At 60.6% G+C, this 23,546-nt stretch carries 25 protein-coding genes; 15 read left to right on the top strand and 10 right to left on the bottom strand.

Going from position 1 to position 23,546, the window contains the following annotated elements:
* Positions 1-534, bottom strand: a 534-nt coding sequence (locus GHO42_RS13245; protein ID WP_153384155.1) for an HlyD family secretion protein, incomplete at its 3' end; no start/stop codon positions are given.
* 107 nt (positions 535-641) lie between these two features.
* Here GHO42_RS13245 and GHO42_RS13240 point away from each other — a divergent pair.
* A complete protein-coding gene (locus tag GHO42_RS13240; protein WP_095001503.1) occupies positions 642-1,337 on the top strand; it encodes a CerR family C-terminal domain-containing protein in 696 nt (231 codons plus the stop codon).
* A gap of 84 nt (positions 1,338-1,421) precedes the next feature.
* Here the strand turns inward: GHO42_RS13240 and GHO42_RS13235 are convergent, their stop codons facing one another.
* From GHO42_RS13235 to tauA, 3 genes are read right to left on the bottom strand one after another with little or no spacing between them, the layout of a single operon-like run.
* Entirely contained in the window at positions 1,422-2,291 is an 870-nt protein-coding gene (locus tag GHO42_RS13235; RefSeq protein WP_095018315.1) for an ABC transporter permease subunit, read from the bottom strand.
* Complete coding sequence (locus GHO42_RS13230) at positions 2,291-3,127, bottom strand: taurine ABC transporter ATP-binding protein (RefSeq protein WP_095001501.1); 837 nt, start codon at positions 3,125-3,127, stop codon at positions 2,291-2,293. The genes GHO42_RS13235 and GHO42_RS13230 overlap by 1 nt, the downstream gene beginning before the upstream one ends.
* A 43-nt stretch (positions 3,128-3,170) precedes the next feature.
* On the bottom strand, positions 3,171-4,169 hold the full coding sequence (gene tauA, locus GHO42_RS13225) for a taurine ABC transporter substrate-binding protein (RefSeq protein WP_133144800.1): 999 nt from the start codon (positions 4,167-4,169) through the stop codon (positions 3,171-3,173).
* A 184-nt stretch (positions 4,170-4,353) separates the two neighbouring features.
* Here tauA and GHO42_RS13220 point away from each other — a divergent pair, with 184 nt between their 5' ends.
* Positions 4,354-5,868: a PLP-dependent aminotransferase family protein gene (locus tag GHO42_RS13220; RefSeq protein WP_133144801.1), complete on the top strand. Its 1,515-nt coding sequence runs from the start codon at positions 4,354-4,356 to the stop codon at positions 5,866-5,868.
* A 21-nt stretch (positions 5,869-5,889) separates the two neighbouring features.
* Here the strand turns inward: GHO42_RS13220 and GHO42_RS13215 are convergent, their stop codons facing one another.
* Positions 5,890-7,200: an aminotransferase class III-fold pyridoxal phosphate-dependent enzyme gene (locus tag GHO42_RS13215; RefSeq protein WP_095020358.1), complete on the bottom strand. Its 1,311-nt coding sequence runs from the start codon at positions 7,198-7,200 to the stop codon at positions 5,890-5,892.
* A 191-nt stretch (positions 7,201-7,391) separates the two neighbouring features.
* Here GHO42_RS13215 and GHO42_RS13210 point away from each other — a divergent pair, with 191 nt between their 5' ends.
* Together GHO42_RS13210 and GHO42_RS13205 are read left to right on the top strand one after the other, a co-directional pair.
* The gene (locus tag GHO42_RS13210) at positions 7,392-8,129 is read left to right on the top strand and encodes a sulfite exporter TauE/SafE family protein (RefSeq protein WP_095018319.1); all 738 of its coding nucleotides are present in this window, start codon (positions 7,392-7,394) and stop codon (positions 8,127-8,129) included.
* Between the two features lie 20 nt (positions 8,130-8,149).
* Positions 8,150-8,908, top strand: a complete 759-nt coding sequence (locus GHO42_RS13205; protein ID WP_095024028.1) for an SDR family oxidoreductase — start codon at positions 8,150-8,152, stop codon at positions 8,906-8,908.
* On the opposite strand, the gene GHO42_RS13200 is transcribed toward GHO42_RS13205, so the two are convergent.
* Positions 8,844-9,686: a hypothetical protein gene (locus GHO42_RS13200; protein WP_153327973.1), complete on the bottom strand. Its 843-nt coding sequence runs from the start codon at positions 9,684-9,686 to the stop codon at positions 8,844-8,846. The genes GHO42_RS13205 and GHO42_RS13200 overlap by 65 nt on opposite strands.
* Before the next feature lie 152 nt (positions 9,687-9,838).
* On the bottom strand, positions 9,839-10,624 hold the full coding sequence (kdgR, locus tag GHO42_RS13195; protein ID WP_095018322.1) for a DNA-binding transcriptional regulator KdgR: 786 nt from the start codon (positions 10,622-10,624) through the stop codon (positions 9,839-9,841).
* 211 nt (positions 10,625-10,835) lie between these two features.
* On the opposite strand from kdgR, the gene GHO42_RS13190 reads away from it, so the two are divergent.
* The 6 genes from GHO42_RS13190 (at position 10,836) to uxuA (ending at position 18,244) form a co-directional block, all read left to right on the top strand.
* The gene (locus GHO42_RS13190; protein ID WP_133144803.1) at positions 10,836-11,837 is read left to right on the top strand and encodes a sugar kinase; all 1,002 of its coding nucleotides are present in this window, start codon (positions 10,836-10,838) and stop codon (positions 11,835-11,837) included.
* 4 nt (positions 11,838-11,841) lie between these two features.
* Complete coding sequence (gene manD / locus GHO42_RS13185; protein ID WP_095001487.1) at positions 11,842-13,053, top strand: D-mannonate dehydratase ManD; 1,212 nt, start codon at positions 11,842-11,844, stop codon at positions 13,051-13,053.
* Between the two features lie 76 nt (positions 13,054-13,129).
* Positions 13,130-14,158 (top strand): Zn-dependent oxidoreductase, encoded by a 1,029-nt coding sequence (locus GHO42_RS13180; RefSeq protein ID WP_095018323.1) that lies wholly within the window; start codon positions 13,130-13,132, stop codon positions 14,156-14,158.
* Between the two features lie 137 nt (positions 14,159-14,295).
* Positions 14,296-15,588 (top strand): MFS transporter, encoded by a 1,293-nt coding sequence (locus tag GHO42_RS13175; RefSeq protein WP_133144805.1) that lies wholly within the window; start codon positions 14,296-14,298, stop codon positions 15,586-15,588.
* An 11-nt stretch (positions 15,589-15,599) separates the two neighbouring features.
* Positions 15,600-17,051: a mannitol dehydrogenase family protein gene (locus tag GHO42_RS13170; RefSeq protein WP_133144806.1), complete on the top strand. Its 1,452-nt coding sequence runs from the start codon at positions 15,600-15,602 to the stop codon at positions 17,049-17,051.
* 17 nt (positions 17,052-17,068) lie between these two features.
* Positions 17,069-18,244 (top strand): mannonate dehydratase, encoded by a 1,176-nt coding sequence (gene uxuA / locus GHO42_RS13165; protein WP_095018325.1) that lies wholly within the window; start codon positions 17,069-17,071, stop codon positions 18,242-18,244.
* An 87-nt stretch (positions 18,245-18,331) separates the two neighbouring features.
* Here uxuA and GHO42_RS13160 read toward each other — a convergent pair whose 3' ends face one another.
* On the bottom strand, positions 18,332-19,219 hold the full coding sequence (locus GHO42_RS13160) for an SDR family oxidoreductase (RefSeq protein ID WP_153327970.1): 888 nt from the start codon (positions 19,217-19,219) through the stop codon (positions 18,332-18,334).
* Between the two features lie 117 nt (positions 19,220-19,336).
* Here GHO42_RS13160 and GHO42_RS13155 point away from each other — a divergent pair, with 117 nt between their 5' ends.
* Positions 19,337-20,254, top strand: coding sequence for a LysR family transcriptional regulator (locus GHO42_RS13155; RefSeq protein WP_133144808.1), 918 nt, complete (start codon positions 19,337-19,339; stop codon positions 20,252-20,254).
* 122 nt (positions 20,255-20,376) lie between these two features.
* Here the strand turns inward: GHO42_RS13155 and GHO42_RS13150 are convergent, their stop codons facing one another.
* Positions 20,377-20,829 carry an Lrp/AsnC family transcriptional regulator gene (locus GHO42_RS13150; protein WP_133144809.1) on the bottom strand — a complete coding sequence of 151 codons (453 nt, stop codon included), beginning with the start codon at positions 20,827-20,829 and terminating at the stop codon, positions 20,377-20,379.
* A 170-nt stretch (positions 20,830-20,999) separates the two neighbouring features.
* On the opposite strand from GHO42_RS13150, the gene GHO42_RS13145 reads away from it, so the two are divergent.
* From GHO42_RS13145 to GHO42_RS13135, 3 genes are all read left to right on the top strand, one after another.
* Positions 21,000-21,617: a LysE family translocator gene (locus GHO42_RS13145; protein WP_016779589.1), complete on the top strand. Its 618-nt coding sequence runs from the start codon at positions 21,000-21,002 to the stop codon at positions 21,615-21,617.
* A gap of 29 nt (positions 21,618-21,646) precedes the next feature.
* A complete protein-coding gene (locus GHO42_RS13140) occupies positions 21,647-22,207 on the top strand; it encodes a DUF924 family protein (protein ID WP_095024018.1) in 561 nt (186 codons plus the stop codon).
* 91 nt (positions 22,208-22,298) lie between these two features.
* Positions 22,299-22,682, top strand: coding sequence for a cytochrome c family protein (locus GHO42_RS13135; protein WP_095020368.1), 384 nt, complete (start codon positions 22,299-22,301; stop codon positions 22,680-22,682).
* Here the strand turns inward: GHO42_RS13135 and GHO42_RS13130 are convergent, their stop codons facing one another.
* Positions 22,683-23,012, bottom strand: a complete 330-nt coding sequence (locus GHO42_RS13130; protein WP_095024016.1) for a hypothetical protein — start codon at positions 23,010-23,012, stop codon at positions 22,683-22,685.
* Positions 23,013-23,151: 139 nt separating this feature from the next.
* Here GHO42_RS13130 and GHO42_RS13125 point away from each other — a divergent pair, with 139 nt between their 5' ends.
* A complete protein-coding gene (locus tag GHO42_RS13125) occupies positions 23,152-23,529 on the top strand; it encodes a hypothetical protein (RefSeq protein ID WP_133144810.1) in 378 nt (125 codons plus the stop codon).
* The last annotated feature ends 17 nt before the right edge of the window (positions 23,530-23,546 follow it).

Raw genomic sequence — 23,546 nt, 5'->3', positions numbered from 1 at the left:
GGCCTGACGCAGGGCGTTGCGCAGCTCGGCCATGCGCTCCTGCGTCTCGGCGCCACTTTCGGCCAGGGGCGCGTAGCGTTTGACCTGTGCGGCGGCGTACTGCTCGTTGGCGCTTTCACCTTCCAGCTGCGCCTGCACCTGGGCAATGGACGCGCCGTGCTGCTCAAGCTCGGCTTCGCCCCGGGCAATATCGGCCTCGGCTGCGCGAATGGCCGCTTCGGATTTTTCCCGCGCCGCCTGATAAGTCCGCACATCGAGGCGCACCAGCGGCTGGCCGACGCTGACGGTCTGGTTGTCGCTGACATACACCTCGCTCACCGTACCTGCGATCTTGGCGGCTACGCTCAGGCTGTCGGCCTGCAGGTAGGCGTCGTTGGTGCTTTCGATAAAACGCCCCACATTCCACCAGTGTGCACCCCATATGGCAGCACCCAGCAGCGCGCCCAGGCCGAGAGCCCCCAGCGCCAGGGTTTTACCAGGCTGGCGTTTGGGCCTGATCTTGATCGATGGGTCTAGGGCCTGATGTGCGGTCATGGTGCTCTCAATTGTTATCGGTTGTAACAATTATTACGATCGGTAAAATTATGTCAATCGATATAAATTCAGGCACACTCCCGTCTTCATCGATCAAGGAGAAGCCCATGACCACGATTCACCGGCGCCGACCTGCCAGCGAAGGCGGCTATACGTGTGGGGATGAAACCAGTGCGCGGATTATCGAAGCGGCCCTCAACCTGTTTGGCGAGCGTGGCTACGAGGGCGCTTCGACCCGCGATATCGCCGAATTGGCGGGGGTTAATGCACCGGCGCTCAATTACTACTTCAAGAACAAGGAAGGGGTGTATAGCGCCTGCACCGAGTACATGGTGGAGCGGATCTGGGATTACCTGGCGCCGACCATCGAAGCGGCCCAAGCGCTGCTGGGCACGCGGCCGGACACCGAACAGCTGATCGACACCTTCTGCGCCATCCAGAGCAAGATTGCCGAATTCATGCTGGTGTCCAACCGGACCAACAGCTGGCGCAAGTTCTATGCGCGGGAGCAGGCGGGGCTGGGCCCCAGCGCCGGTGAAGAAATGATCAGCCAGCGTATAGGCCAGCGCATTATCGGCGTGACCAGCGGAATCATTTCGCGGCTGATGGGCCCGGATGCCAGTGATGAAGAATGCATCCTGCGCTCCATGACCCTGACCGGGCAGTTACTGCCGTTTCACCTGACCCGCACCAGCTCGCTGAAGTCACTGGGCTGGGACACACTGACGGCCGAGCGTTACGCCATGCTGATGGGCATTGTGCGCGAGCAGACCGTGACCCTGTTGCGCGGGTTGGTGCGCTAAGACCTGCGACTGTGGGAGCGAGCCTGCTCGCGAACGCCCTTCGCGAGCAGGCTCGCTCCCACTGGGCCGGCTACGGGTTTTCATTTATCCCCGGCCCTTCCAAGGCACCAGTTTGCGCTCCAGCCAGCGCATGCCCAGATCGAACAGCAGGGCCAGCGCTCCGATCACCAGAATGCCCATGATCACCACATCAGTGGCCATGAACTTGGACGCCGTCAGCACCATAAAGCCCAGCCCGGCCGTGGCCGCGACCATTTCGGCGGCCACCAGGGTGGTCCAGCCAAAGCCGATGGCGATGCGCATGCCGGTCAGAATTTCCGGCAGGGCTGCCGGCATGATCACCTGCCTGAGCACTTGCCCGCGGCTGGCGCCCATCGAATAGGCCGCGTGGATCTGCTCAATGGCCACCGACTTGACCCCGGCCCGGGCACTGAGTGCCAGCGGGGCAAACATCGCCAGGTAGATCAGAAGGATTTTTGAGCCTTCACCGATACCCATCCAGATCACCACCAACGGCAGATAGGCCAGCGGCGGCAGCGGGCGGTAAAACTCCACCAGCGGGTCGAACACGCCTCGGGCCACCCGATTGACGCCCATCAAAATACCCACCGGGATTGCCGTCAGCACCGCCAGCGCAAACGCGCCAAACACCCGCAGGGCACTCCAGCCGATATGTGTCCACAAGCTGGCATCGGCAAATCCGTCGCGGCTGACATCCACGATCTGCGTCCATACCGCCTGGGGCGAGGGCAAAAACAGCGGCTTGATCCAACCGCCATTGGTGGCGAAAAACCACAAGGCGAACACGACACAAATCGTGCCCAGGCTCAGCCCCATACTGGAGCCGTTGCCCGGTGCGCCATATTGCTCGCCCGGCTTTGCCGGCGCGGCGCGGCGCAGTTCATGGAGGGTGCGCAGCACGGCATTGCGTTGTTTTTCGTCCAAAAGGCTCATTACGCTGCCTCCTCGTCACCGTGGATGATGCTCAGGATCTGCTCGCGCAGGGCGATGAAATCGGGACTGGATTTTACGGCGCGAGCGTCGCGGCACTTCAGAAAGCGCTGGCCGAAATCCACCGAAAACTCGTGGGTGATACGCCCCGGGCGTGGCGACATGATGATCAGTCGGGTGGCCATAAACAGCGCTTCTTCAACGTCATGGGTGATAAAAAACATCATCTTTTGCGTGCGCTGCCAGATCTCCAGGATCAGTTCCTGCAAGCGTTCGCGGGTCAGGGCGTCCAGTGCGCCGAGGGGCTCGTCGAGCAGCAGCATCTTCGGGTCATTGGTCAGTGCGCGGGCAATCCCGACACGTTGCTGCATGCCGCCCGACAGCTGATAAGTGGCGTGATCGCGAAACTCCGCCAACCCGGTCAACTGCAAAAAATGCAGGGCACGTTCTTCGCGTTCGACCTTGGGGATACCGCGCAACTTGAGACCGAAGGCCACGTTGTCGATCACATTCAGCCACGGCAGCAGCGCATGTTTCTGGAACACCACACCGCGTTCTGCGCCGGGGCCGGTGACCTGGTCACGCAGCTCGGCGCCGTCGATGCGCTCGGGCACCTGGCCGTGATAGTCGCCCAGGGTAATTACCCCGCTGCTGGGCTGGATAAACCCGGCCATCAGGTTGAGCAGTGTGGTCTTGCCGCACCCTGAAGCACCCAGGGCGACGACAAAATCACCGGCGGCAATGTCCAGATTGACCCCGGACAGAGCCCTTACCGGCTGACCCTTTTGCTGCCCGGGGTAGAGCACCGACACATCATGAATTTTTAGGCTGAGGGGCATGGCGTGTTCCTCGTCAATTAACTTGATGCCCTGTGGGAGCGGGTTATTGGGCGTTTTGCACAAACGTCGGGTTGATCGCCGCGCTGTAGTCAGGCAGCAAGGCCGGGATTTTCTTTTGAGCTTTCAAGAACTCGGCGGTGGCGGCCAGTGCCTTGGCAGCGCCACCGCCCAGCCACGTCGGGCCGGCCTGTTCGCTGGCCAGCGGGAACTGGTACAGCGCCAGCACCGGTGGTACTTCTTCAGGTTTGGCCCCGGACTGCTTGGCCACGTTGATGACCTGCGACGAGTCGGCGGTCCAAGATTTTGGCGCCTTGACGTAACCCGCGGTGCTGTCTTGCAGCACCTGGGTGAACGCCTGCATGCCGGGGGCGTTGGCGGCAGCGAATTGTTTATCTACCACCAGGCCGTCGAAGGTGGCCTTGCCCCAGTCGGTCAGTTGGCCCGAAGTCAACAGCACATGGCCGCTTTGCTTGAGACGGCCCAGGGCCGGATCCCAGATAAACGCCGCGTCGATATCACCGCGCTCCCAGGCTGCGGGGATATCCGAAGGTTGCAGGTTGATAACCTTGACCTTGCCGGTCAGGCCGAACTGCTCAAGGGCAAACAACGCGTGAAAGTGGGTGGTGGAGACAAAGGGTACGGCGAGGGTTTTGCTGGCCAGGTCCTGTGGCGCGACGATACCGCTGCCATTGCGTACCACCAGCGCCTCGGCATCGGCAATGTTGTCCAGAATCCAGAACAATTGCGCATCCACACCGCGGCTCACGGCGGCGGCAATCGGGCTGCTGCCGGCGACCCCGATCTGCACATCGCCCGAGGCCATGGCCATCATCACGTCGCCGCCGCTGTCGAAGTTGCGCCACTGGATATCCCAGCCGGTGGCTTGCTCGAACTGCTTTTGCGCGATGGCGTCTTTCCAGGGCGCAAACATGCTTTGCACGCCGATGGTCACGGTCTGAGCGTGGGCAGTGGCTACCAGGCTCAGAGCGGTAAGGGGCAACAAGACGGTGCGACGGATCCATTTGTTCAGGGGCTTGAGCATGGTGAGACTCCGGGCTGGGGGATGTCTGTGTTTTTGTCAGCCCGATCTTAGGCGCTGGCTCGGCGCTTGCTTTAGATCCAGTTGCTGCAAGCTGTGGTGCCAGAGGTCGTTGCAGGCCTTGTGTGGCAAGGGTTGTAGCGCATTGGGTGCGCCATGACGGGGCGCCGGGCCAGGAGCTTGAACCATGTTGGAGCGTTATTTTCGACCCTTCGAAGCTGGCCGGGGCTTACAGGAGCAACTGCGCGAGAGCTTGCTCAGCGCGATTCTGGACGGTGCCATGCCGCCCGGTGAGCCGATGCCGTCATCGCGCAAGCTATGTGAGCTGCTCAACGTGTCGCGTAATACTGTGGTGCTGGTGTATGAGCAGTTGGTGCAGGATGGTTATCTGATCCCATCGGACCGGCGCGGTTTCTTTATCAACGAGAAGTACCTGCGCCAGCAGCTCAATGTCAGCCTCAAACCCGCCACGCAAAAAATCTTCGAGCGCCCCGACCATGCACCGGACTGGGAGGCGCGCCTGCAAAGCAGTTCGTCGCAGTTGCGGGCCATTGTCAAGCCGCGCAACTGGCGTGAGTATCGCTACCCGTTCGTCTATGGTCAGGTCGAGGCGGATGAGCAAACCGCTGCCCGCTGGCGCGACTGTTCGCGCATCGCCAGCACCGGCGCACATATGCGCAGTTGGGTCGATGATCAAGTGATGCTCGACGATCCGTTGTTGGTCGAACAGATCGTCCAGCGTGTGTTGCCCAAACGCGGGATCAGCGTGTCGACGCAGGAAGTGATGATCACCATCGGCACGCAGAATTCGCTGTATATGCTCGCCCGGCTGCTGGGCCGCCCGGGGCTGGTGATGGGGCTGGAGGATCCGGGCTATGTGGACGCGCGCAATATTTTCAGCCTGAGTGGCTGCGCGTTGAAACCGCTGCGCATTGATCGCCAGGGGCTGGTGGTCAATGAGCAACTGGCCGACTGCGAGATGGTGTTTTGCACGCCCAGCCATCAGTCGCCCACTGGCGTGACCATGCCGCTGTACCGACGCCTGGAGCTGATGGCCAGTGCCCGTGAAAATGACTTGTTGATCATTGAGGACGATTACGAAAACGAACAGAATTTTTTGGGCAGCAACCATCCGGCTTTGAAGAGTTTTGATGACAGCGGACGGGTGATCTATCTGGGCAGCTTGACCAAAAGCCTGCTGCCGGGGGTACGGTTGGGATTTATTGCCGCGGATGCCGAGCTGATCCATGAACTGCGGGCGCTGCGCCGTTACATCTACCGGCATCCGCCGTCGAACAACCAGCGTACGTTGGCGCTGTTTTTATCGATGGGCCATTACGATGCCCATGCCCGGCGGTTGCGCGATCGGCTGGCGCGCAAGTGGCGGGTGATCAGCCGGGCCATGGCCGAGCATTTGCCGCAACTCAATGCCAGCGGCATGGCGGGGGGCTCGTCGCTGTGGGTCAGTTGCCCGCCGGATGTGGATGCCTGGGTGTTGCAGCGGCTGGTGGCCAGGCGTGGTGTGTTGATTGAGCCGGGGGATATTCATTATTTGAGCGAGCCGCGCCCGCTCAACTGCTTTCGGCTGGGCTTCGGGGCGATTGCCGAAGATCTGATCGAGCCGGGGATTGCGGCGCTGGGTGAAGCGTGGCGCGAGCTGAAAGCCCCTCACCCCAGCCCTCTCCCAGAGGGAGAGGGCTAGGGTGAGGGACTTGCTTTAGCCTTACAAAATCTCCCGCCCCAACGTCTCTCTCAACACTTCAAACATCGCATCCAAATCCGCCCGCCCAGTCACCAGCGCCGGGGCAAAGATGATCGCATCCCCGGTCGTTTTAACATGCAGCCCGGCGTCATACAGCGCCCTCTGCACCCGCGCACCTTTGGCTCCCGGCGCATCCCCCGGCGTCAGCTGTATTCCGCTGAGCAACCCATAACCGCGCAAGTCGCTGACTTGTGGCAGGCCTTGCAACCCGCTCAGGCACTCCAGAAAATACGGCGCCAGTTGCGCGCCCTTGGCAAACAAATCCTCATCCCGGTAAATATCCAGCGAAGCTAGCGCTGCCGCACAGGCCACCGGGTGCCCGGAGTAGGTATAACCGTGGAACAGTTCCGGGCCGCCACCTTTGCTGGCATTGATCACTGTGTCGTAAACCGCCTCGTCCACCGCCACGGCACCCATCGGGATTGCGCCATTGGTCAGGGCCTTGGCCAGGGTGATGAGGTCCGGCTTCACCTCAAAGCTCTGTGCTGCAAACGCCTGGCCGGTGCGGCCAAAACCTGTGATGACTTCATCGAACACCAGCAAAATCCCATGTTTGTCACAGATGTCGCGCAGGCGCTTGAGGTAGCCCACAGGCGGCACATACACGCCGATGGAACCGGCAATCGGCTCCACAAAGCAGGCAGCAATGCTGTCGCCGCCATGCATGGCGATGATCCGCTCCAGGTCGCTGGCCAAGTCGGCGCCCTGCTGCGGTTCGCCCAACTGAAAGCGCTGGTCCTCTTGCCAGGTGTGACGCATATGGCTGACGTGGGGCAGGCCGCCGGTGGCGAAGGCCTGGCGGTTGCGCATCATCCCCGACAGGGCCACGCCGCCAAAGTTGACGCCGTGATAAGCCCACTCGCGGGACACAAACCGGGTGCGCTGGGCTTCGCCGCGGGCACGGTGATAGGCCAGGGCAATTTTCATCGCGCTGTCCACCGACTCGGAGCCGGAGTTGGTGAAAAACAGTTTGTTCAGGCCAGCAGGCAACAAGTCGCTCAAGCGTTCCGCCAGCTCGAAAGACAACGGCGAAGCCCGTTGAAAGTGCGGGGTGAAATCCAGGTTCAGCAATTGCTTGCACACCGCCTCGGCGATCTCGGTACGGCCATGGCCGGCAGCGCTGCAAAACAACCCGGAGCTGCCATCGAGCAGTTCGCGGCCCTCGGCATTCCAGTAACGAACGCCCTCGGCGCGGACGAACAACTGCGGTGCGCGGTGAAACTCACGGTTGTCGGTAAAAGGCATCCATTGGTGGTTCAGATTCGTCGCCATGCATGTCACTCCTGAGGGTCGGTCCGGTGCGGCCAGTTGCTCGCAGACTAGTCACGGCCGGGGGCAATCCTTAGATCCAGATGGGGTTTTCGATAGGGCCAGTTCTGGCCCCATCGAAAGCCCCGACTGGATCTAAGCCCCGGGGCGCGCGGCTGACTACAGTGGCGCCATTGAGCACCCTGGAGCAGCGTATGAACCCTGAAGCAAGTTGGGCCCTGAGTGCGCTGTGCGTACTGGTGGCGGCTGTGGTGCGCGGGCTCACGGGGTTTGGTTTTGCGGCCATTGCCGTGGTCGGGCTGGCGATGCTCGGGTCGCTGCAACAGGCGGTGCCGCTGGTGCTGTTTTTGGAAGTGGGGTCCAGCGTGATGCTGTTGCGCAGTGCCTGGCGCGAGGCGCATTACCCGCTGCTCAAACGCCTGCTGCTGGCGGCCGCGTGTGGAGTGCCGTGCGGTATCTGGTTGCTGACGGGTATCGACAGCGGTGGGCTGACAGTGGGGGTCTACCTGTTGGTGGGGCTACTGGCGATTCTGGGTCTGGCGCGTATTCGCCTGCCGATGGGCGAGGGTCGCGCCGGTGCCTGGCTGGTGGGGGGCAGCAGCGGGGCGTTGATCGCCGCATTCAGTATTGGCGGGCCGCTGGTAGTGGCGTGGCTCAGCCACTGCGGGTTGCGGGCCCGGGCGTTGCGAGCGACGCTGATCATGTTCTTTTTTGCCGTCGATCTTGCGGCGCTGGCCGGGCTGGCGGTGGCTTTGGCCATCCCCCCCGGCACAGGCCGGCAGGCATTGCTGATGCTGCCTGCGCTGCTGCTGGGGCTGTGGCTGGGGCAACAATTGTTCGCGCGTATCCAGGCCGAACAGGCCGCCCGTTTTACCCAATGGCTATTGCTGGTGCTGGCAGGCGTTGGTCTGCTGGGCCGGTCGTGGTCCTGATCGATCCCAAGGAGCTGTCTATGATGCCGACTGTTTTTATTACCGGTGCCACGTCCGGTTTTGGCGAAGCCTGTGCCCGTCGTTTTGCTGCCGCAGGCTGGTCGCTGGTGCTTACCGGTCGCCGGGCCGAGCGCCTGCATGCACTGGCTGACGAGCTGTGTGCGCAAGCCAGAATCTTGCCGCTGGTGGTGGACGTGCGTGACCGTGTCGCGATGGAGCAGGCCATTGAACATCTGCCTGCGGAATTCAGCAGGTTACGCGGGCTGATCAATAATGCCGGGCTGGCCTTGGGCACCGCGCCAGCCCCCGAGTGCTCGCTGGATGACTGGGAGACCATGGTCGACACCAATATCAAGGGCCTGCTGTACAGCACGCGCTTGCTGCTGCCACGGTTGATCGCTCACGGTGCCGGGGCAGGCATCGTCAATCTGGGGTCTATTGCCGGTAACTGGCCGTACCCTGGCAGTCATGTGTATGGCGCGAGCAAAGCCTTTGTGCGGCAGTTCTCATTGAACCTGCGCTGTGACCTGCAGGGTACCGGCGTGCGCGTCACCAACCTTGAACCTGGCCTGTGCGAGAGCGAGTTTTCGCTGGTGCGCTTTGCCGGGGACAAGGCCAAATATGATTCGGTCTACGCCGGCGCCCAGGCGATTCAGCCAGCGGACATAGCCGAAACGATTTTCTGGATTCTCAACCAGCCGGCGCACATCAATATCAACAGCCTTGAGTTGATGCCTGTGAGCCAGTCGTGGAACAACTTTGCGATTGAGCGGGCTTGAGCCCGGCTTTCCAGGGCGTGAACTCGACGCGATAAAACGCGCTGCTCATGCCCTGGGTGTTGGGCACAAAGCCCGGCATGGCGCTCAAGTCCAGTTGCTTGCAGCGCTGAACCAGTCCTGCAAGTAACCCATCGTCATGCCTGAACTCAGAAGGGCGCATGGCGTGCGGATCAAGGCTGGCGGCACATTCGCGCACCTGGCCGGTGCTGTCAGTCATCATCATCAGCGTGGCGACACCAATGCTGTCGATGGGCATCGGCGCGAGCAGTTGCTTGAACAAAAAGTCGTTTTGCGCCTTGTCCTGCAAGGCCGCATCGCGCCGTGCCCGGGTCTCGGGGGAAAGCCCAACCAATGGATACACCAGAATTGGCGCCACGACCCTTGCCGTCTTGCTCTTGGGGTCGATCAGTGACGAGGGCAGCTCGGGGAACACCGCTGTCCAGCAGATAGACCGCAGGTCCAGGGCCAGCTTGCGATTGTAGGGGTAAACCCTGGCATCCACTTTCTTGTTGGGTTGAGTGCCGCAGCCAATGATGCGGTTCTTGTCATCGAGGGTCAGCATCAGATTGAAACTGCCATCGCGCCCTTGGGTATTAGCCAGGTCGCCCTCACGGGCGAGCACACTGCTGATCAGTTTTTCATACACACCGCGTTGTACCGCCTGCTCCTTTTCCTGGGCTTGGGTGAGCTTGGGCGGGCTATCGGGGTCAATGGTCGCTGACTGGCAACCTGCAAGCAGCACCGCTGTCAGGGCGAGGGGGAAAGAGGGTTTGAACATGACGATCCTTGTGCGAGAGGCTAGCCGGTGGAGTCCTTGCCGTTTTTTAAACGGCGGGCAGTTTATCGCATTCAAGGTGTTTATTGCAGTTGGGTTGTATTCGCGTTAGCGCAGGGGCTGCGCTTTACCACACAGCGCAACAGCCCCCTACTTTACCCTTGCGGATGCCAGCCCAACTGACTTGAAACCTGCTGCGAGGCTTCCATCAGTTGTTTGACGTAGTCCTGTTTCAGTTCCTCACGAAAGCGAAAGCACGGGAAGGATACGCTCATGCCGCCAATCACATGGCCGAAACGGTCGCGGATGGGGGCTGATAAACAACGCATGTTGTCTTCAAATTCTTCATGGTCTTCGCCATAACCCTGCTGGCGTACCACAGCCAGTTCCTGCAGGTATTCGTCGATGCTGGTGAGGGTGTTGGCGGTACGCCGCTCGAAGCTCTCTTCGCGCAAATGTGCCAGCAACTCATCCTCTTTCAGCCAGGCCATCAGCACCTTTCCGATGCCGGTGCAGTACAGCGGCGCCCGACGGCCGATACGCGAATACATGCGCAGGTTGTATTTGGAGTCGATCTTGTGCACGTAGACGATGCTGCCTTCGTCGAGGATGCCCAGGTGCACGGTTTCCCCGGTCAGTTCGTTGATCCGGCGCATCCCCGGCTCGGCTTCGCGCACGATATCCAGATGGGGCAGGGCCTGGGCACCCAGTTCGAACAACCGCACGCTCAGGCGGTAGCGGTCTTCAGCATCCTGAACCACATAACCACGGGCCTTGAGCGACTGCAAAAAGCGATAGACCGTGCTTTTTGACATATCCAGTTTTTGCGCGATTTCGGACACGCCACTCTCTTCCGGGTGCTCGGCCAGCGCTTCAAGCACGGCCATGGTGCGGCCGACTGCAGAGACCAGTTCATTGTTCTGGGTGGTGCTGTTGTCCATGAAGGCTCCAACGCAAATGAAAAAAACAAGGATATACCGTAGGGAAACGAAACGCTGTTTCATTTTTCTTGACGGTGCGGGGATTTTGATTAAACTCGCCCTCAAGTGATGAAATGAAACGCCGTTCCGAAAATAATAATCAGCTCGATGCAAGGACACGACCCGTGCCTGTATCGACGCCAAGCGACCCATAAAAACAAGGCGCGAAGTGATGACGGTAACCCTCGGGCATTGCCCACAGGCCGATTTGCCCCACCCCCGACGAGTCGCTCTGGTGGGCGAGTGCATGATTGAGATGCGCGGTCTGCCAGGAGCGCTTTTCAGCCAGACCTTTGGCGGCGATACGCTCAATGCAGCGGTCTATCTGTCACGTCTGGGGGCTGGCAACGGTATTGTTGCCGACTATGTAACCGCCATCGGCGCAGACGCTTTCAGCGTTGCCATGCGCCAGCTCTGGCGTGATGAGGGTGTCGGCGATCAGCATGTGCGAGTGATCAAGGACGCGCTGCCCGGTTTGTATTTCATCCAGACCGATGACCAGGGTGAGCGCCGCTTTGCCTACTGGCGCGGAGAAGCCGCCGCCCGACGGGTTTTCGACGGACCAGAAGCCGATGACGTACTGCGCGCCCTGGCCGACTACGACTATGTGTACCTGAGCGGCATCAGCCTGGCGATCCTCACCGCCGGCGGCCGCGAGCGCCTGATGCAGGCCCTGGGCCAAGCGCGCCAGAGCGGCACGCGCATTGTCTTTGACAACAACTACCGCCCACACCTGTGGCCAGATGCGTCTTCTGCACGCAAGGCGTACAGCGACATGCTGCGCCTGACCGATCTGGCGCTGATCACCTGGGAAGACGATGCTGCGTTGTTCGGCTATGCCGATCCCGAAGCCCTGTTTGGCGCCTATGCCCGGTTTGGTGTGGGCGAAGTGGCTCTCAAGCGTGGCCCGGCTTCGTGCCTTATCCAGTGCCCGATCGGGCGTTTCGAGGTGCCCGCCGAACAGGTGCGGCAGATCGTCGATACCACGGCGGCAGGTGACTCTTTCAGTGCTGCGTACCTTGCCTGCCGCTTGCAAGGCGGTGAGCCGCAACAGGCTGCGCGCTGGGGGCACACGCTGGCCGCAGAAGTGGTGCAGCATCCCGGCGCGCTGATTCCCGCAGCGGCCATGCCAAGCCTGAACATGCCTGTATTTTCTTCTGTCGCCGAGGCCTGAACCGATGAAAATTGTTGAAGCACGCGTGATTGTCACCTGTCCGGGTCGCAACCTGATCACCCTGAAAATCGTCACTGACGAGGGGGTCTACGGCATTGGCGATGCGACTTTGAACGGCCGCGAAATGGCGGTTGTCGCCTACCTCGAAGAACACGTGCTGCCCGCGTTGATCGGACGTGATGCGCGACGTATCGAAGACATCTGGCAGTACCTTTACCGCGGTGCCTACTGGCGTCGTGGCCCTGTGACCATGACCGCCATTGCCGCCGTTGACGTGGCACTGTGGGACATCAAGGCCAAGGCAGCCAACATGCCCCTGTACCAGCTGCTCGGCGGCAAAAGCCGCGAGCGGGTAATGGTGTACGGGCATGCCACGGGCAAGGACATCGAAGGCTGCCTGGCCGAAGTGGCCCGTCATGTGGAACTGGGCTACAAGGCGGTACGTGTGCAATGCGGCATTCCGGGCATTGCCACCACCTATGGCGTGGCCAAGCGCAGTGGCGAACGCTATGAACCGGCCGACAGCGACCTGCCAGCAGAGCATGTCTGGGACACCGCCAAGTACCTCAATCATGTACCCAAGCTGTTTGCCGCCGTGCGCGAGCGCTTTGGCGATGACCTGCACATCCTGCATGACGTTCACCACCGCCTGACACCGATCGAAGCGGGGCGCCTGGGCAAGGCTGTGGAGCCTTTCAACCTGTTCTGGCTGGAAGACTGCACCCCGGCAGAAAACCAGGAGGCATTTCGACTTATCCGCCAGCACACCACAACCCCGCTGGCGGTGGGTGAAGTGTTCAACTCTATTCACGACTGCCGCGAGCTGATTCAGGAACAACTGATCGACTATATCCGCGCCACCCTGGTTCACGCGGGCGGTATTACCCATGTACGGCGGATCGCCGACTTTGCCGCGTTGTACCAGGTGCGCACCGGCTTTCATGGCGCCACCGACCTGTCGCCGGTGACCATGGGCGCGGCGCTGCATTTCGATACCTGGGTGCCCAACTTCGGCATTCAGGAGCACATGCCCCACGACCCGCTGACTGATGACGTCTTCCCCCATGCCTATCGCTTTGAGGACGGCCATTTCACCCCGGGTGAAACCCCGGGCCATGGCGTCGACATCAACGAAGAACTGGCTGCCAGGTACCCCTACAAGCGCGCCAGCCTGCCGGTCAACCGCCTGGAAGATGGCACGCTCTGGCACTGGTAATACCGCTTAAAGCTGATTGCTCGACTGTTTAATAACTATAAAAAACGGGGCGTCATGTCCTGGCAGGAGTTACCCGATGAAAGCGTTTCAAGTAAGAGCTCCCTTTGAATTCGGCCTGGCCCAGGTCGATGTCCCGCAACTGTCTCGCAGTGAAGTCAGGGTCGACGTCGCCTATGCCGGAATCTGCGGTTCGGACCTGCACATCATTCACGGGCAAAACGCCTTTGTGCGCTTCCCTCGGATTACCGGCCATGAGTTTTCCGGAGTGGTCAGCGAAGTGGGTGCAGACGTTGCGCAGATCAAGGTCGGCGACCGTGTGTGCATCGACCCGGTGATCAGCTGCGGTACCTGCTACCCGTGCCGCATCAATCGGCCCAATGTGTGCACCCAACTGCAAGTGATCGGTGTGCACCGTGACGGTGGTTTCAGTGAGCAAGTCTGCGTGCCTGCGAGCAATGTTTATCGCCTGCCGGACACTATGTCGCTGAGCCATGCCGCGCTGGTGGAACCGTACTCCATTGCCCTTAACGTGCTGGATCGCATGCAGCCGCACCCCGGCGACAGCCTGCTGATCTACGGCGCCGGGGTGATCGGCCTGACCCTGGTGCAAATGGCCCGGGCATTGGGGCTGACCGACATTACCGTGACTGACGTGATTGACGAGCGCCTGCAAACCGCCCGCGCCCTGGGCGCCAGCCGCACCCTCAACGGCAAGGAGGTGGATGTCGAGGCGACGATGCGCGAGTTGACCCATGGCGAAGGCGTGCCACTGATTGTCGATGCTGCCTGCATCCCGGCGCTGATGCCGCAAATGGTGCGTATTGCCTCACCGGCCGGCCGTATCGGCCTGCTGGGTTTCAGCACCACGCCCACCGATCTGGTGCAGCTGGAAATGATCAAGAAAGAACTGACCCTGGTGGGATCGCGGCTCAACAACCGCAAGTTCGCGCGGGTGATTGAACTGATTGCCAGCGGCAAGTTGCAGGTTCAGGAAATGATCAGCCACCGCATCCAGTTCGATGAAATGCCGGAAGCGATTGCCCTGATCGAAAACCACCCCGAGCAGACCCGCAAGGTGCTGGTGCAACTCAACAGCGCCCTGTAGCCGTTCAGAAGCGCAGCCGCGCTGCGCTTCCGGCGGCTACAGGTCAGGCGTTACGGCTTTCGGCGTCAAGGATTCAACCGATACACGTGCCCCCAGCGGGCACCCTCACCGAATACAAAAACAAGCGGGAGGTTCCAATGTTTGGTCAAGGTCGTACCTTAGTCATCATCATGCTGTTCCTGGCAGGCGTTATTAACTACCTGGATCGCTCGGCATTGTCTGTGGCCGCCCCCTTCATCCAGAAAGACTACGGTCTGACCACGGGTGAGATGGGCATGATTTTCAGCAGTTTTTTCGTCGGCTATGCGGCATTCAACTTTATCGGCGGCTGGGCTGCTGACCGCTACGGGGCGAAAACCACACTGCTGCTGGCCATGGTGCTGTGGTCGTTGTTCAGCGGTGTGACGGTATTGACCGTCGGCTTTATGTCGCTGGTGTTTATCCGCATCCTGTTCGGCATGGGTGAAGGCCCGTTGAGCGTGACCACCAGCAAGATGGTCAACAACTGGTACACCCCCAAGCAACGGGCACGGGCGCTGGGTTCCTCCATGTCCGGCACCCCGTTGGGTGGGGCTATTTCCGGACCGGTAGTGGGCTTTATCGCCATCAGCTACGGCTGGAAGGTGTCGTTCATCATCATCATGCTGATTGGCCTGGTGTGGGCGGCGGTCTGGTACAAATTCGTCAAGGACAAGCCCACCGGCAAGGTTGCCGAAGAGATTGCGCAAGGCGAAGGCCAGAGCGAGATGGCGGCGCAGCCGGTGCACCCGCTGCGTTACTACCTCAAGCAGCCGACCGTGCTGTTCACCTCGCTGGCGTTCTTTTCGTACAACTACACACTGTTCTTCTTTCTGACCTGGTTCCCCAGCTACCTGACGATGGCCCACGGCCTCAACGTTAAAGAGATGAGTATCGCCACGGTCATTCCATGGTTGCTGGGCTTCCTCGGTTTGGCACTGGGCGGTTTCATTTCCGACTTCGTGTTCAAGAAAACCGGGCGGATGATGTTTTCACGCAAAGTGGTACTGGTGACCTGTCTGCTGGCCTGTGCCGTGTGCATCGGCCTTGCCGGGCTCGTCACCACCCTGTACCCGGCCGTGATTCTGGTGGCCCTGGCGGTGTTCTTTCTGTACCTCACCGGTGCCATTTACTGGGCAATCATCCAGGACACGGTACCTGCTGCCCGCGTCGGCGGAGTCAGTGGCTTCATGCATTTTCTGGCCAACACCTCGGGCATTATCGGTCCGACCCTGACCGGCTTCCTGGTGCAGTTCACCGGTTCGTTCACCAGCGCCTTCCTGTTGGCCGGTGTGCTGACCATCATCGGTGCAGTATGTGTAGCGCGCTATGTCAAACCACTGCCGGTGATCGATGAAGCCGTACCACCAGCAGGCAGCGTCTTGCCGGCTGCCGCCCTGAGCCATCCTTGAGGAGCCTGTCGATGCCTGTGATTCAACCAGTACCCGCAGTGGCCGCAGCAGCTGAAATCGGGATCGTGCATCTGGGCCTGGGGGCGTTTCATCGTGCTCACCAGGCGGTCTATCTGCAACGCCATCACAACCGTCACGGTGAGGGTCCGTGGGGCTTGTGCAGCGCCAACCTGCGTTCCAACCGGACCCTGGTAGAGCAGTTGCGCGAGCAGCAATGCCGTTACTCGGTGGCCGAGTATCGTGACCGCGAGCAGGTGACGTTGCGCGAGATCACGGTATTGCGTGAGGCCCTGTACGCCGGTGATGGCGGCGCGGAACTGGAGCAGCTGTTGCAGCGCATGGCCGATCCGCAGACACGGATTGTGACCCTGACGGTTACCGAAAAAGGTTATTGCCTGAGCCCGGCCACTGGCCAGTTACGCCTGCAAGACCCGGGTGTTATCCACGATCTTGCCCACCCGCAAGCACCACGTACGGCACCGGGGATTGTGCTGGAGGCCCTGCGCCGCCGGTTCCAGGCGGGTATCCCGGCCTTTACCGTACTGTGCTGCGACAACATGCCGGACAACGGCCAGCGCACCCGTCAGGCGGTCATGGGGTTGGCGGTTAAAGGCAGTGAGCTGGCGCTTTGGATCGGGCAGCACGTGGCATTCCCCGGTTGTATGGTCGACCGCATTGTTCCGGCCATGGATGCGCAAGCGTTCAGCGACCTGCAGCAGCTTGGCTGCCAGGACCCCGCGGCAGTGGTGTGTGAAAGCTTCAGCCAGTGGGTGATCGAGGATCACTTCCCCCAGGGGCGCCCGGACTGGGAGCTGGACGGCGTGCAGATGGTCGCGGATGTACGGCCGTTCGAGACCATGAAGCTGCGCATGCTCAACGGCAGCCATTCGCTGCTGGCCTATATCGGTTTGCTGGCGGGCCACGAGACGGTATTCGAGGCCATCAGCGATCCTGATTTGCTGTTGTTTATCCAGCGCTATATGGCCCAAGAGGCCGCACCGACGCTGGATATGCCGGCGCAGATCGACGTAACGAGTTATGGCCGTGACCTGTGCGCGCGGTTTGCCAATGACAGCCTGCAACACCGGTTGCGCCAGATCGCCATGGATGGTTCGCAAAAACTGCCGCAGCGCTGGCTCCAGGGTGCACAGGCACTGCTTGAAGCGGGGCGCGACGTTGACTGTATCGCGCTGGGGGTTGCAGCCTGGATTCACTACTGCACCCGGCCTTTGCCGGGCCGTGAAGCCCATGTGGTCGATGACCCGCTAAGCGCCACGTTTGCCGATCTGGCGGGCAGCCTTGACGGGGCACAGCGCGTCGATGCCTTTCTCGATCTGGAGCAGGTATTCCCGCTCGCGCTGTCGGCGCGGCCGGCCTTTCGCGATGCGGTGCAGCGCGCTTACAGCGCCATTGAGCAGGCCGGTATGACGGCTCAGCTAAAAACTTTTGCAGCACATAACTAACAAGAAGGGAGATAGACATGGAACAGACTTGGCGCTGGTTTGGCCCCCAGGATCCGATTTCACTGGCAGATGTGCGCCAGACCGGAGCCACCGGGATTGTCACTGCCTTGCACGACATCCCCAATGGCCAGGTATGGCCGGTGGCAGCGATTGCGGCACGCAAGCAGATGATCGAAGACGCTGGCCTGACCTGGTCGGTGGTGGAAAGCATCCCGGTGCACGAAGACATCAAGCGCGGCTGTGGTCGCCGTGACGAGTACATCGCCAACTATCAGCAAAGCGTGCGCAATCTGGCGAGTTGCGGCATCGATATCGTCTGCTACAACTTTATGCCGGTGCTGGACTGGACCCGCACCGACCTGGCCTGGGAGATGGATGACGGTGGCTGGGCCCTGCGTTTTGACCAGACCGCCTTTGCCGCATTTGACCTGTTTATCCTCCAGCGCCCGGAGGCGCAGGCCGAGTACAGTGCCGAGGATATCGCGCAAGCCAGGGCCTACTTTGAAAAGCTGACCCCTGAGCAGAATACCAGCCTGGTCAACACGCTGATTGCCGGTCTGCCTGGCGCAGAAGAGCACTACAGCCTGGAAGATTTCCGCGCCTTGCTGCGCACCTACGCCGAGATCGACGAGGCGAAGTTGCGTGAGCACCTGGGGCATTTCTTGCGTGAAGTGATTCCGGTCGCAGAGGAAGTGGGTGTGCGCATGGCCATCCACCCGGACGATCCGCCGCGGGCGTTGCTGGGCCTGCCGCGTATCCTGTCGACTGCCGCAGATGCGCAATGGTTGCTGGATGCCGCGCCAAGCCCGGCCAATGGCCTGACTTTTTGCACCGGGTCTTATGGCGTGCGTGAAGACAATGATCTGGTGGCGATGGCCAAACAGTTTGCGCCCTTCATCTACTTCACCCACCTGCGCTCGACCCGCCGCGAGGCCGATCCGCGCAGCTTCCACGAAGCCCATCACCTGGGAGGTGATGTGGACATGGTCGGGGTGATCGGTGCGCTGGTGGCCGAGGATCTGCGCCGTGAACGTGAGGGCGGCCCGCGCTTGCCGCTGCGCCCGGATCACGGTCATCAGTTGCTCGATGACCAGCACCGCAAGAGCAACCCGGGTTATTCGCTGATCGGTCGCCTCAAGGGCCTGGCCGAGATTCGCGGGGTGGAAATGGCGATGCGCCAGCAACTGGCGTGACACCGTTTGCCTTGCACAGCTGACCTGTAGCCACTGCCGCTGGCTGCGCGCCCCATCGCAGCCTGTGGCAGCGGCGACAGGGTTGAATCAATAGGCAAACATCTTGCGGTGCTTTTGCACAAAGTCTTCCCAGCGCACCGGCTGGCGCCCGGTGATCTGGCTGAAGTTGTCGAAGGTTTCTTCAACCCCGGGAATTTGCCCGGCGGCCATGCGCGTGAAGTTGTCCTGTACGCAGGTCATATAAGCCATTTCTGCACCTGCCGCGCGCATGTTCTGCACAAATACGTCCGGTGACTGTGCGTCATAACGAAATGGCTGGCCCAGCAGGCGGGTCATGATCGCGGCGATATCGCCATAGGACTGTACGTCGTAGCCCAGTCGATAGGTCTGACCTGCATGCTTTTGCGGGTGCAACAAAGCTTGTGCGGCCACCCGGGCCACATCTTCGCCGTCAACCCAGCTGAACCGCGTATCACCGGTGTACTGCTCGATCACTCCGTTGATGACTGCGCGGGTGCCATCGTAGCTGAGCAGGTTTTGCATAAAGCACTCGGGACGCAAATGGGTAAACGAGAAACCGGACCACTCGATATAACGTTCTACAAACTGGTGCCAGGCCCAGTGGCCGATGGTGGTGTCGTCCCGCCCGCAGGCGCCCAGATGCACCAAATGCTGCACGCCGGATTTTTTCGCCTGGTCGATGAATGCCTTGCTCTGGCGCAGCATGTCCACGGTGTAGCCGGTGACCAGCAGGGCGCGGTCGATACCCTCCAGCGCCGGGGCCAGGGTGTGTTCCTGGTCGAAATCCATGATCACGGTGCGAATGCCCTGTGCAGTAAATGGCTGGGCCTTGGCGTGGGAGCGCACGGCCGCGACCAGGGTAATGGTCTTGTCAGCCAGCAGGTTGCGCAGGGTGTCGCCGCCGATCTGGCCGGTGGCGCCGGTGATTAAAACGGTGGGTTTGTGCGAAGTCATAAATACGCCTGATGCTTGAGTAAGTTCGTGGTGTAAAAGCTTACTGGGGAATTGCTGGCGTATTTAGGATGCCTTTTATCTAATAAGATGAACTGAATTCACTAATGAGGGGCGTGCATGTTTGCTTCCGAGCGCCTGAAAGGTATCGATGTATTTGTCTGTGTCGCCGACTCGGGCAGCTTCAGGGCTGCTGCCGAGCGTTTGAACCTGACGGCCTCGGCGATCAGCAAGGGCATCGCCCGGCTGGAAGGCAGGCTTGGGGTGCGCTTGTTCCAGCGCACCACGCGGCGCTTGGCATTGACCGATGGCGGAGCGGCTTTTTACCGGACCTGTACCGGGGTTCTGGCCGAACTGGAGGAGGCCGAGCTGGCCATGCAGGCCGACAATGCCGAGCCGCAGGGCAGGATCCGCATTGACTTGCCGGCGGCCTTCGGGCGTTTGCAGGCGTTGCCGGTGATTTTGCAGTTTGTGCAAAAACACGCACTGCTGCTGCCGCATATTTCGTTCTCCGACCGCTTTATCGACCCGGTCGAAGAGGGCGTGGATATTGTCGTGCGGGTCGGTGGGGCGGATATCTGGCCAGCGGCGCTGGAGCATCGCTTTCTGGGGCGCGAGCGACATGTGTTCTGTGCTGCGCCGGCTTATCTGAACATTCACGGCACGCCTGTGACCGACCGCGATCTGGCGCATCACCAGTGTGTGGCCTATGGGCGGGCCGACGGCACGGTCAGCCCCTGGAACTTCGCAGGCAGCCGCCCCGGAGAGATAGAGCGCCGGGTGATGCCCGCCAGGTACATCGTAGGAGATGGTGAAGGGCAAGTGATGACGGTGCTGGCGGGATGCGGCATCGCCCAACTGCCTACCTGGCTGATCAAGCAGCATCTGGCTGATGGTTCACTGGTGCAGGTGCTGCCGCATCTGGCGAGCGAGGGGCTGGCGATCAACCTGGTGTGGCCAAAAAGCCGCAAGGCCCTGCCCAAGGTCAGTGCTTTGCTTGATGCCCTGACCGTCGGGCTGATGCCGTTGGCGGATTAATTGGCGGGTTGCACTCGTCCTGTGGGAGCGGGCTTGCTCGCGATTGGATCACTGCGGTTTTACAGTGACAGCGCATCGTCTGCATCGCAGGCAAGCCAGCCCCCACATGTTTTTATGCCGCCTCACAACGGCAGCATCCGGTCCTGAATAACCCGCTTCATTACCAGCGTGGACGTCAGGCGTTGCACGTTGGGCAGTGAGGTCAGGCGCTCATCGTAGAGCTGCTGGAAGGCCGGCAGGTCGGCGGCGACCACATGCAGCAGGTAGTCCGGGTCACCAAACAGCCTTTGTGCGTCGACGATCTGCGAGGTCTCGATCACTGCCGCTTCAAAATCGGCAATCGCCTGACGGGTCACTTCGCGCAGGGTGACAAACACCATGGCGGAAAAGTTAAGTCCCAGCTCACTCGGCGCCAGCAGGGCGCGATAACCAAGGATCACCCCCGAGTCTTCCAGCGCCCGTACGCGCCGATGGCAGGGTGAGAGACTCAAACCCACCCGTTCTGCGAGTTCGGTGAGGGAAAGTCGGCCATCAGCTTGCAGCTGCGCAAGAATATTCCTGTCAATGCGATCCATATGGAAGAACCTTTCCCGTTTATGACTGTTGCTTAGGATAAACGAAAGATAATCCTGGCGGCATTTGCTTATTCTTCTTTTGCCCGCTGAGACCTTCCCTGAGAGCAGCGGCGCGGGTCTTGTGGCCCAACTCTCATCATCAAAGTTCCAGCGTAGAAAGGAAATGTCCCGTGACACTCAGCGTCCTGGCCGCGTTTTGGGCGGTATCGTTCTTGTTTATCATCACCCCCGGCGCAGACTGGGCCTATGCGATTTCCGCGGGCATGCGCGGGCGGCTGGTGACGCCAGCGGTGGCGGGTATGCTCTCGGGGCATTTGCTGGCTACGGTGATTGTGGCGGCAGGCGTGGGCGGGCTGGTGGCGCGCAATCCGATGATCCTCAGCGTGCTGACGGTTGCGGGGGCGCTGTATTTGCTCTGGCTGGGTGTGTGCATGCTCAGGGACCCCGCAACCCCCCAGTCCGGGCAGGGGCAGGCGTCTGATTCATGGTCGCGCTGGGCGTGGAAGGGGTTGTGTGTCAGCGGCCTCAATCCCAAGGTGCTGCTGTTGTTTCTGGCGCTTTTGCCGCAGTTCACCGACCCGCTGTCGAACTGGTCGATACCGACACAGATCATTGCCCTGGGCGGGCTGCATGCAGTCAGCTGCGCGCTGGTGTATCTGGCGGTGGGTTTCAGTGCCCACGCCGTGTTGCGCACCCGGCCAGGTGCTGCAAAGAATGTCAGCCGGGTATCGGGGGCGATAATGATCCTGATTGCGGTGGTGCTGCTGGCGGAGCAGGCCTACAGTTGAGGCTTGGCCAACAACCTGAGGAATAAACTGTGGCAGCGACCGGGAAGGATCAGCAAATAACACCGCAGGCGGTAATCGAGTTCTGGAAACAGGCTGGCCCCAGGCACTGGTTTGCCAAGGATGAAGCCTTCGATACCTTGTTTCGCGACACTTTCTACAGCGCTCATTTCCTGGCGGCCAGTCGCAAGTTGGAGCACTGGCTGGCGCAACCTGAAGGCGCCCTGGCGTTGCTGTTGCTGCTGGACCAGTACCCGCGCAATGCCTTTCGTGGAACCGCACATATGTTTGCCACCGACTCGCTGGCGCGCTTTTATGCCCGGGAGATGATCAATGGCGGTATGGACAAGGCGTTCGAGGCCGACTTGCGAGTGTTCTGTTATTTGCCGTTCGAGCATTCCGAAGACAGTGCCGACCAACAGCTGTCCCTGCAACTGCACCACAGTCTTGGGCCGCAAGCCAGCGTCTGGGCTGAAGAACACGCCGTGATCATCCAGCGTTTTGGGCGTTTCCCCCATCGCAATCATGTCCTGGGGCGCGATACCACCGTGGAGGAACGTACGTTTCTGGATGAAGGCGGGTTTGCCGGGTAAGCCCTGTCTTGACCACCAGCAAGGTGTAACCGCTGGCGGGCAGGCATAATTGCCGCCTGAGCCTGAACACCCTTACCTGATGGAGTGACCGATGAAGTACCCAGCCTTGTTGATCCTTAGCCTTTGTGCCGCGCTGTTGAGTCACGGCGCGATAGCTGCAGGGGATGCCGAAGCGGGGGGCAGGCTGTTCACCAAAACCTGTGGCGGCTGCCACAGCATCGGCGAAAACGCCCGCAATGGTTTTGGTCCGCAACTCAATGGTGTGATCGGACGGCTGGCCGGCACCAGCGAGGGCTACCAGTATTCCGACGCCATGAAAAACTCAGGTGTTGTATGGACGCGGGAAAAACTGGCGGCCTATATAGAAGCACCGAAAAAAGTGGTGAGCGGCACGCGGATGATCTTTTGGGGCATCAGCGATCAAGAGAAGATCGACAATCTGCTGGCCTATATCGAGTCCGTCCAGGGGCAGTGATTACTGCACGTCCTTGAGGTAATCCTTGAGCGTCAGCAGCGCCGGGTGCATTTGCTCCGGGGTCTGCGCATTGCTGAAACCGGCGGCCAGCTTTTGCAGTTCGCGGCCCATGACCGTTTGCGCGCCGCCCAGGGCGTCCAGCGCCAGTGCGACACAGCGCTCGATTTTATCCTGGATGGCGTCGATATCGCCCTTGCGCAGGTCAAAGGCAAAGACATCGCGTTGATAGTCGCTCATGGCCGGGTCGTCGCGCAAAATCGGGCTCGAACCTTCGGACTCGTACGCCAGCTTGAGTGCATAAAGGGCGACTGATTCCAGTGGCAATTCCATCGACAAGATCCTCTACGTTGATGCCGGGCGGCGATCATCGCTTTTCTGCTGGCGAAAAAAAAGGCCAAGGGGCAGCACAAGAGGCTTTCAGCATTTAGGTTGATGCGGTGATACCCTCCGGTTTTTTCAGGGAAGGAAGATGAACATGCGCAAGACAGCGTCAGCCCTGGTAGCTGCAATGGGCTTGCTCGCAGCGGGCGGAGCCGGGGCCTGGACCATGAAGGACGGCGTTATCCAGTTCAGTAACGGCGAAGTGTCTTATTGCGACGGCTGGGCACTTGATGCGGCCTCAATCATGTTGAGTCGACAGGAGGGCAGGCCCGTAGATTATGTCTACGATGCCTACCATGAGCCTTCAGACATCACCAGGAAGATGCGCGTGCTATTTGTGCGCGATGCCCAGGCATACCCGATAGAAGATACAGAAGAAAAAAAATGGGCTGCTGCAGAAAAGTTCAGCAACAAGGTGAAGGGGCAGTGCTTCAAATCCTATATCGAGCGCGTTCCGCAATCTTGAGCGCCATAACCTGTGGG

Origin of the sequence: Pseudomonas sp. FSL R10-0056 (assembly GCF_009600105.1) — a bacterium.
Taxonomy (GTDB): Bacteria; Pseudomonadota; Gammaproteobacteria; order Pseudomonadales; family Pseudomonadaceae; genus Aquipseudomonas; species Aquipseudomonas bubulae.
Note: the sequence above shows the minus strand (reverse complement) of the source record. Positions and strands in the feature narration are given on the sequence as shown.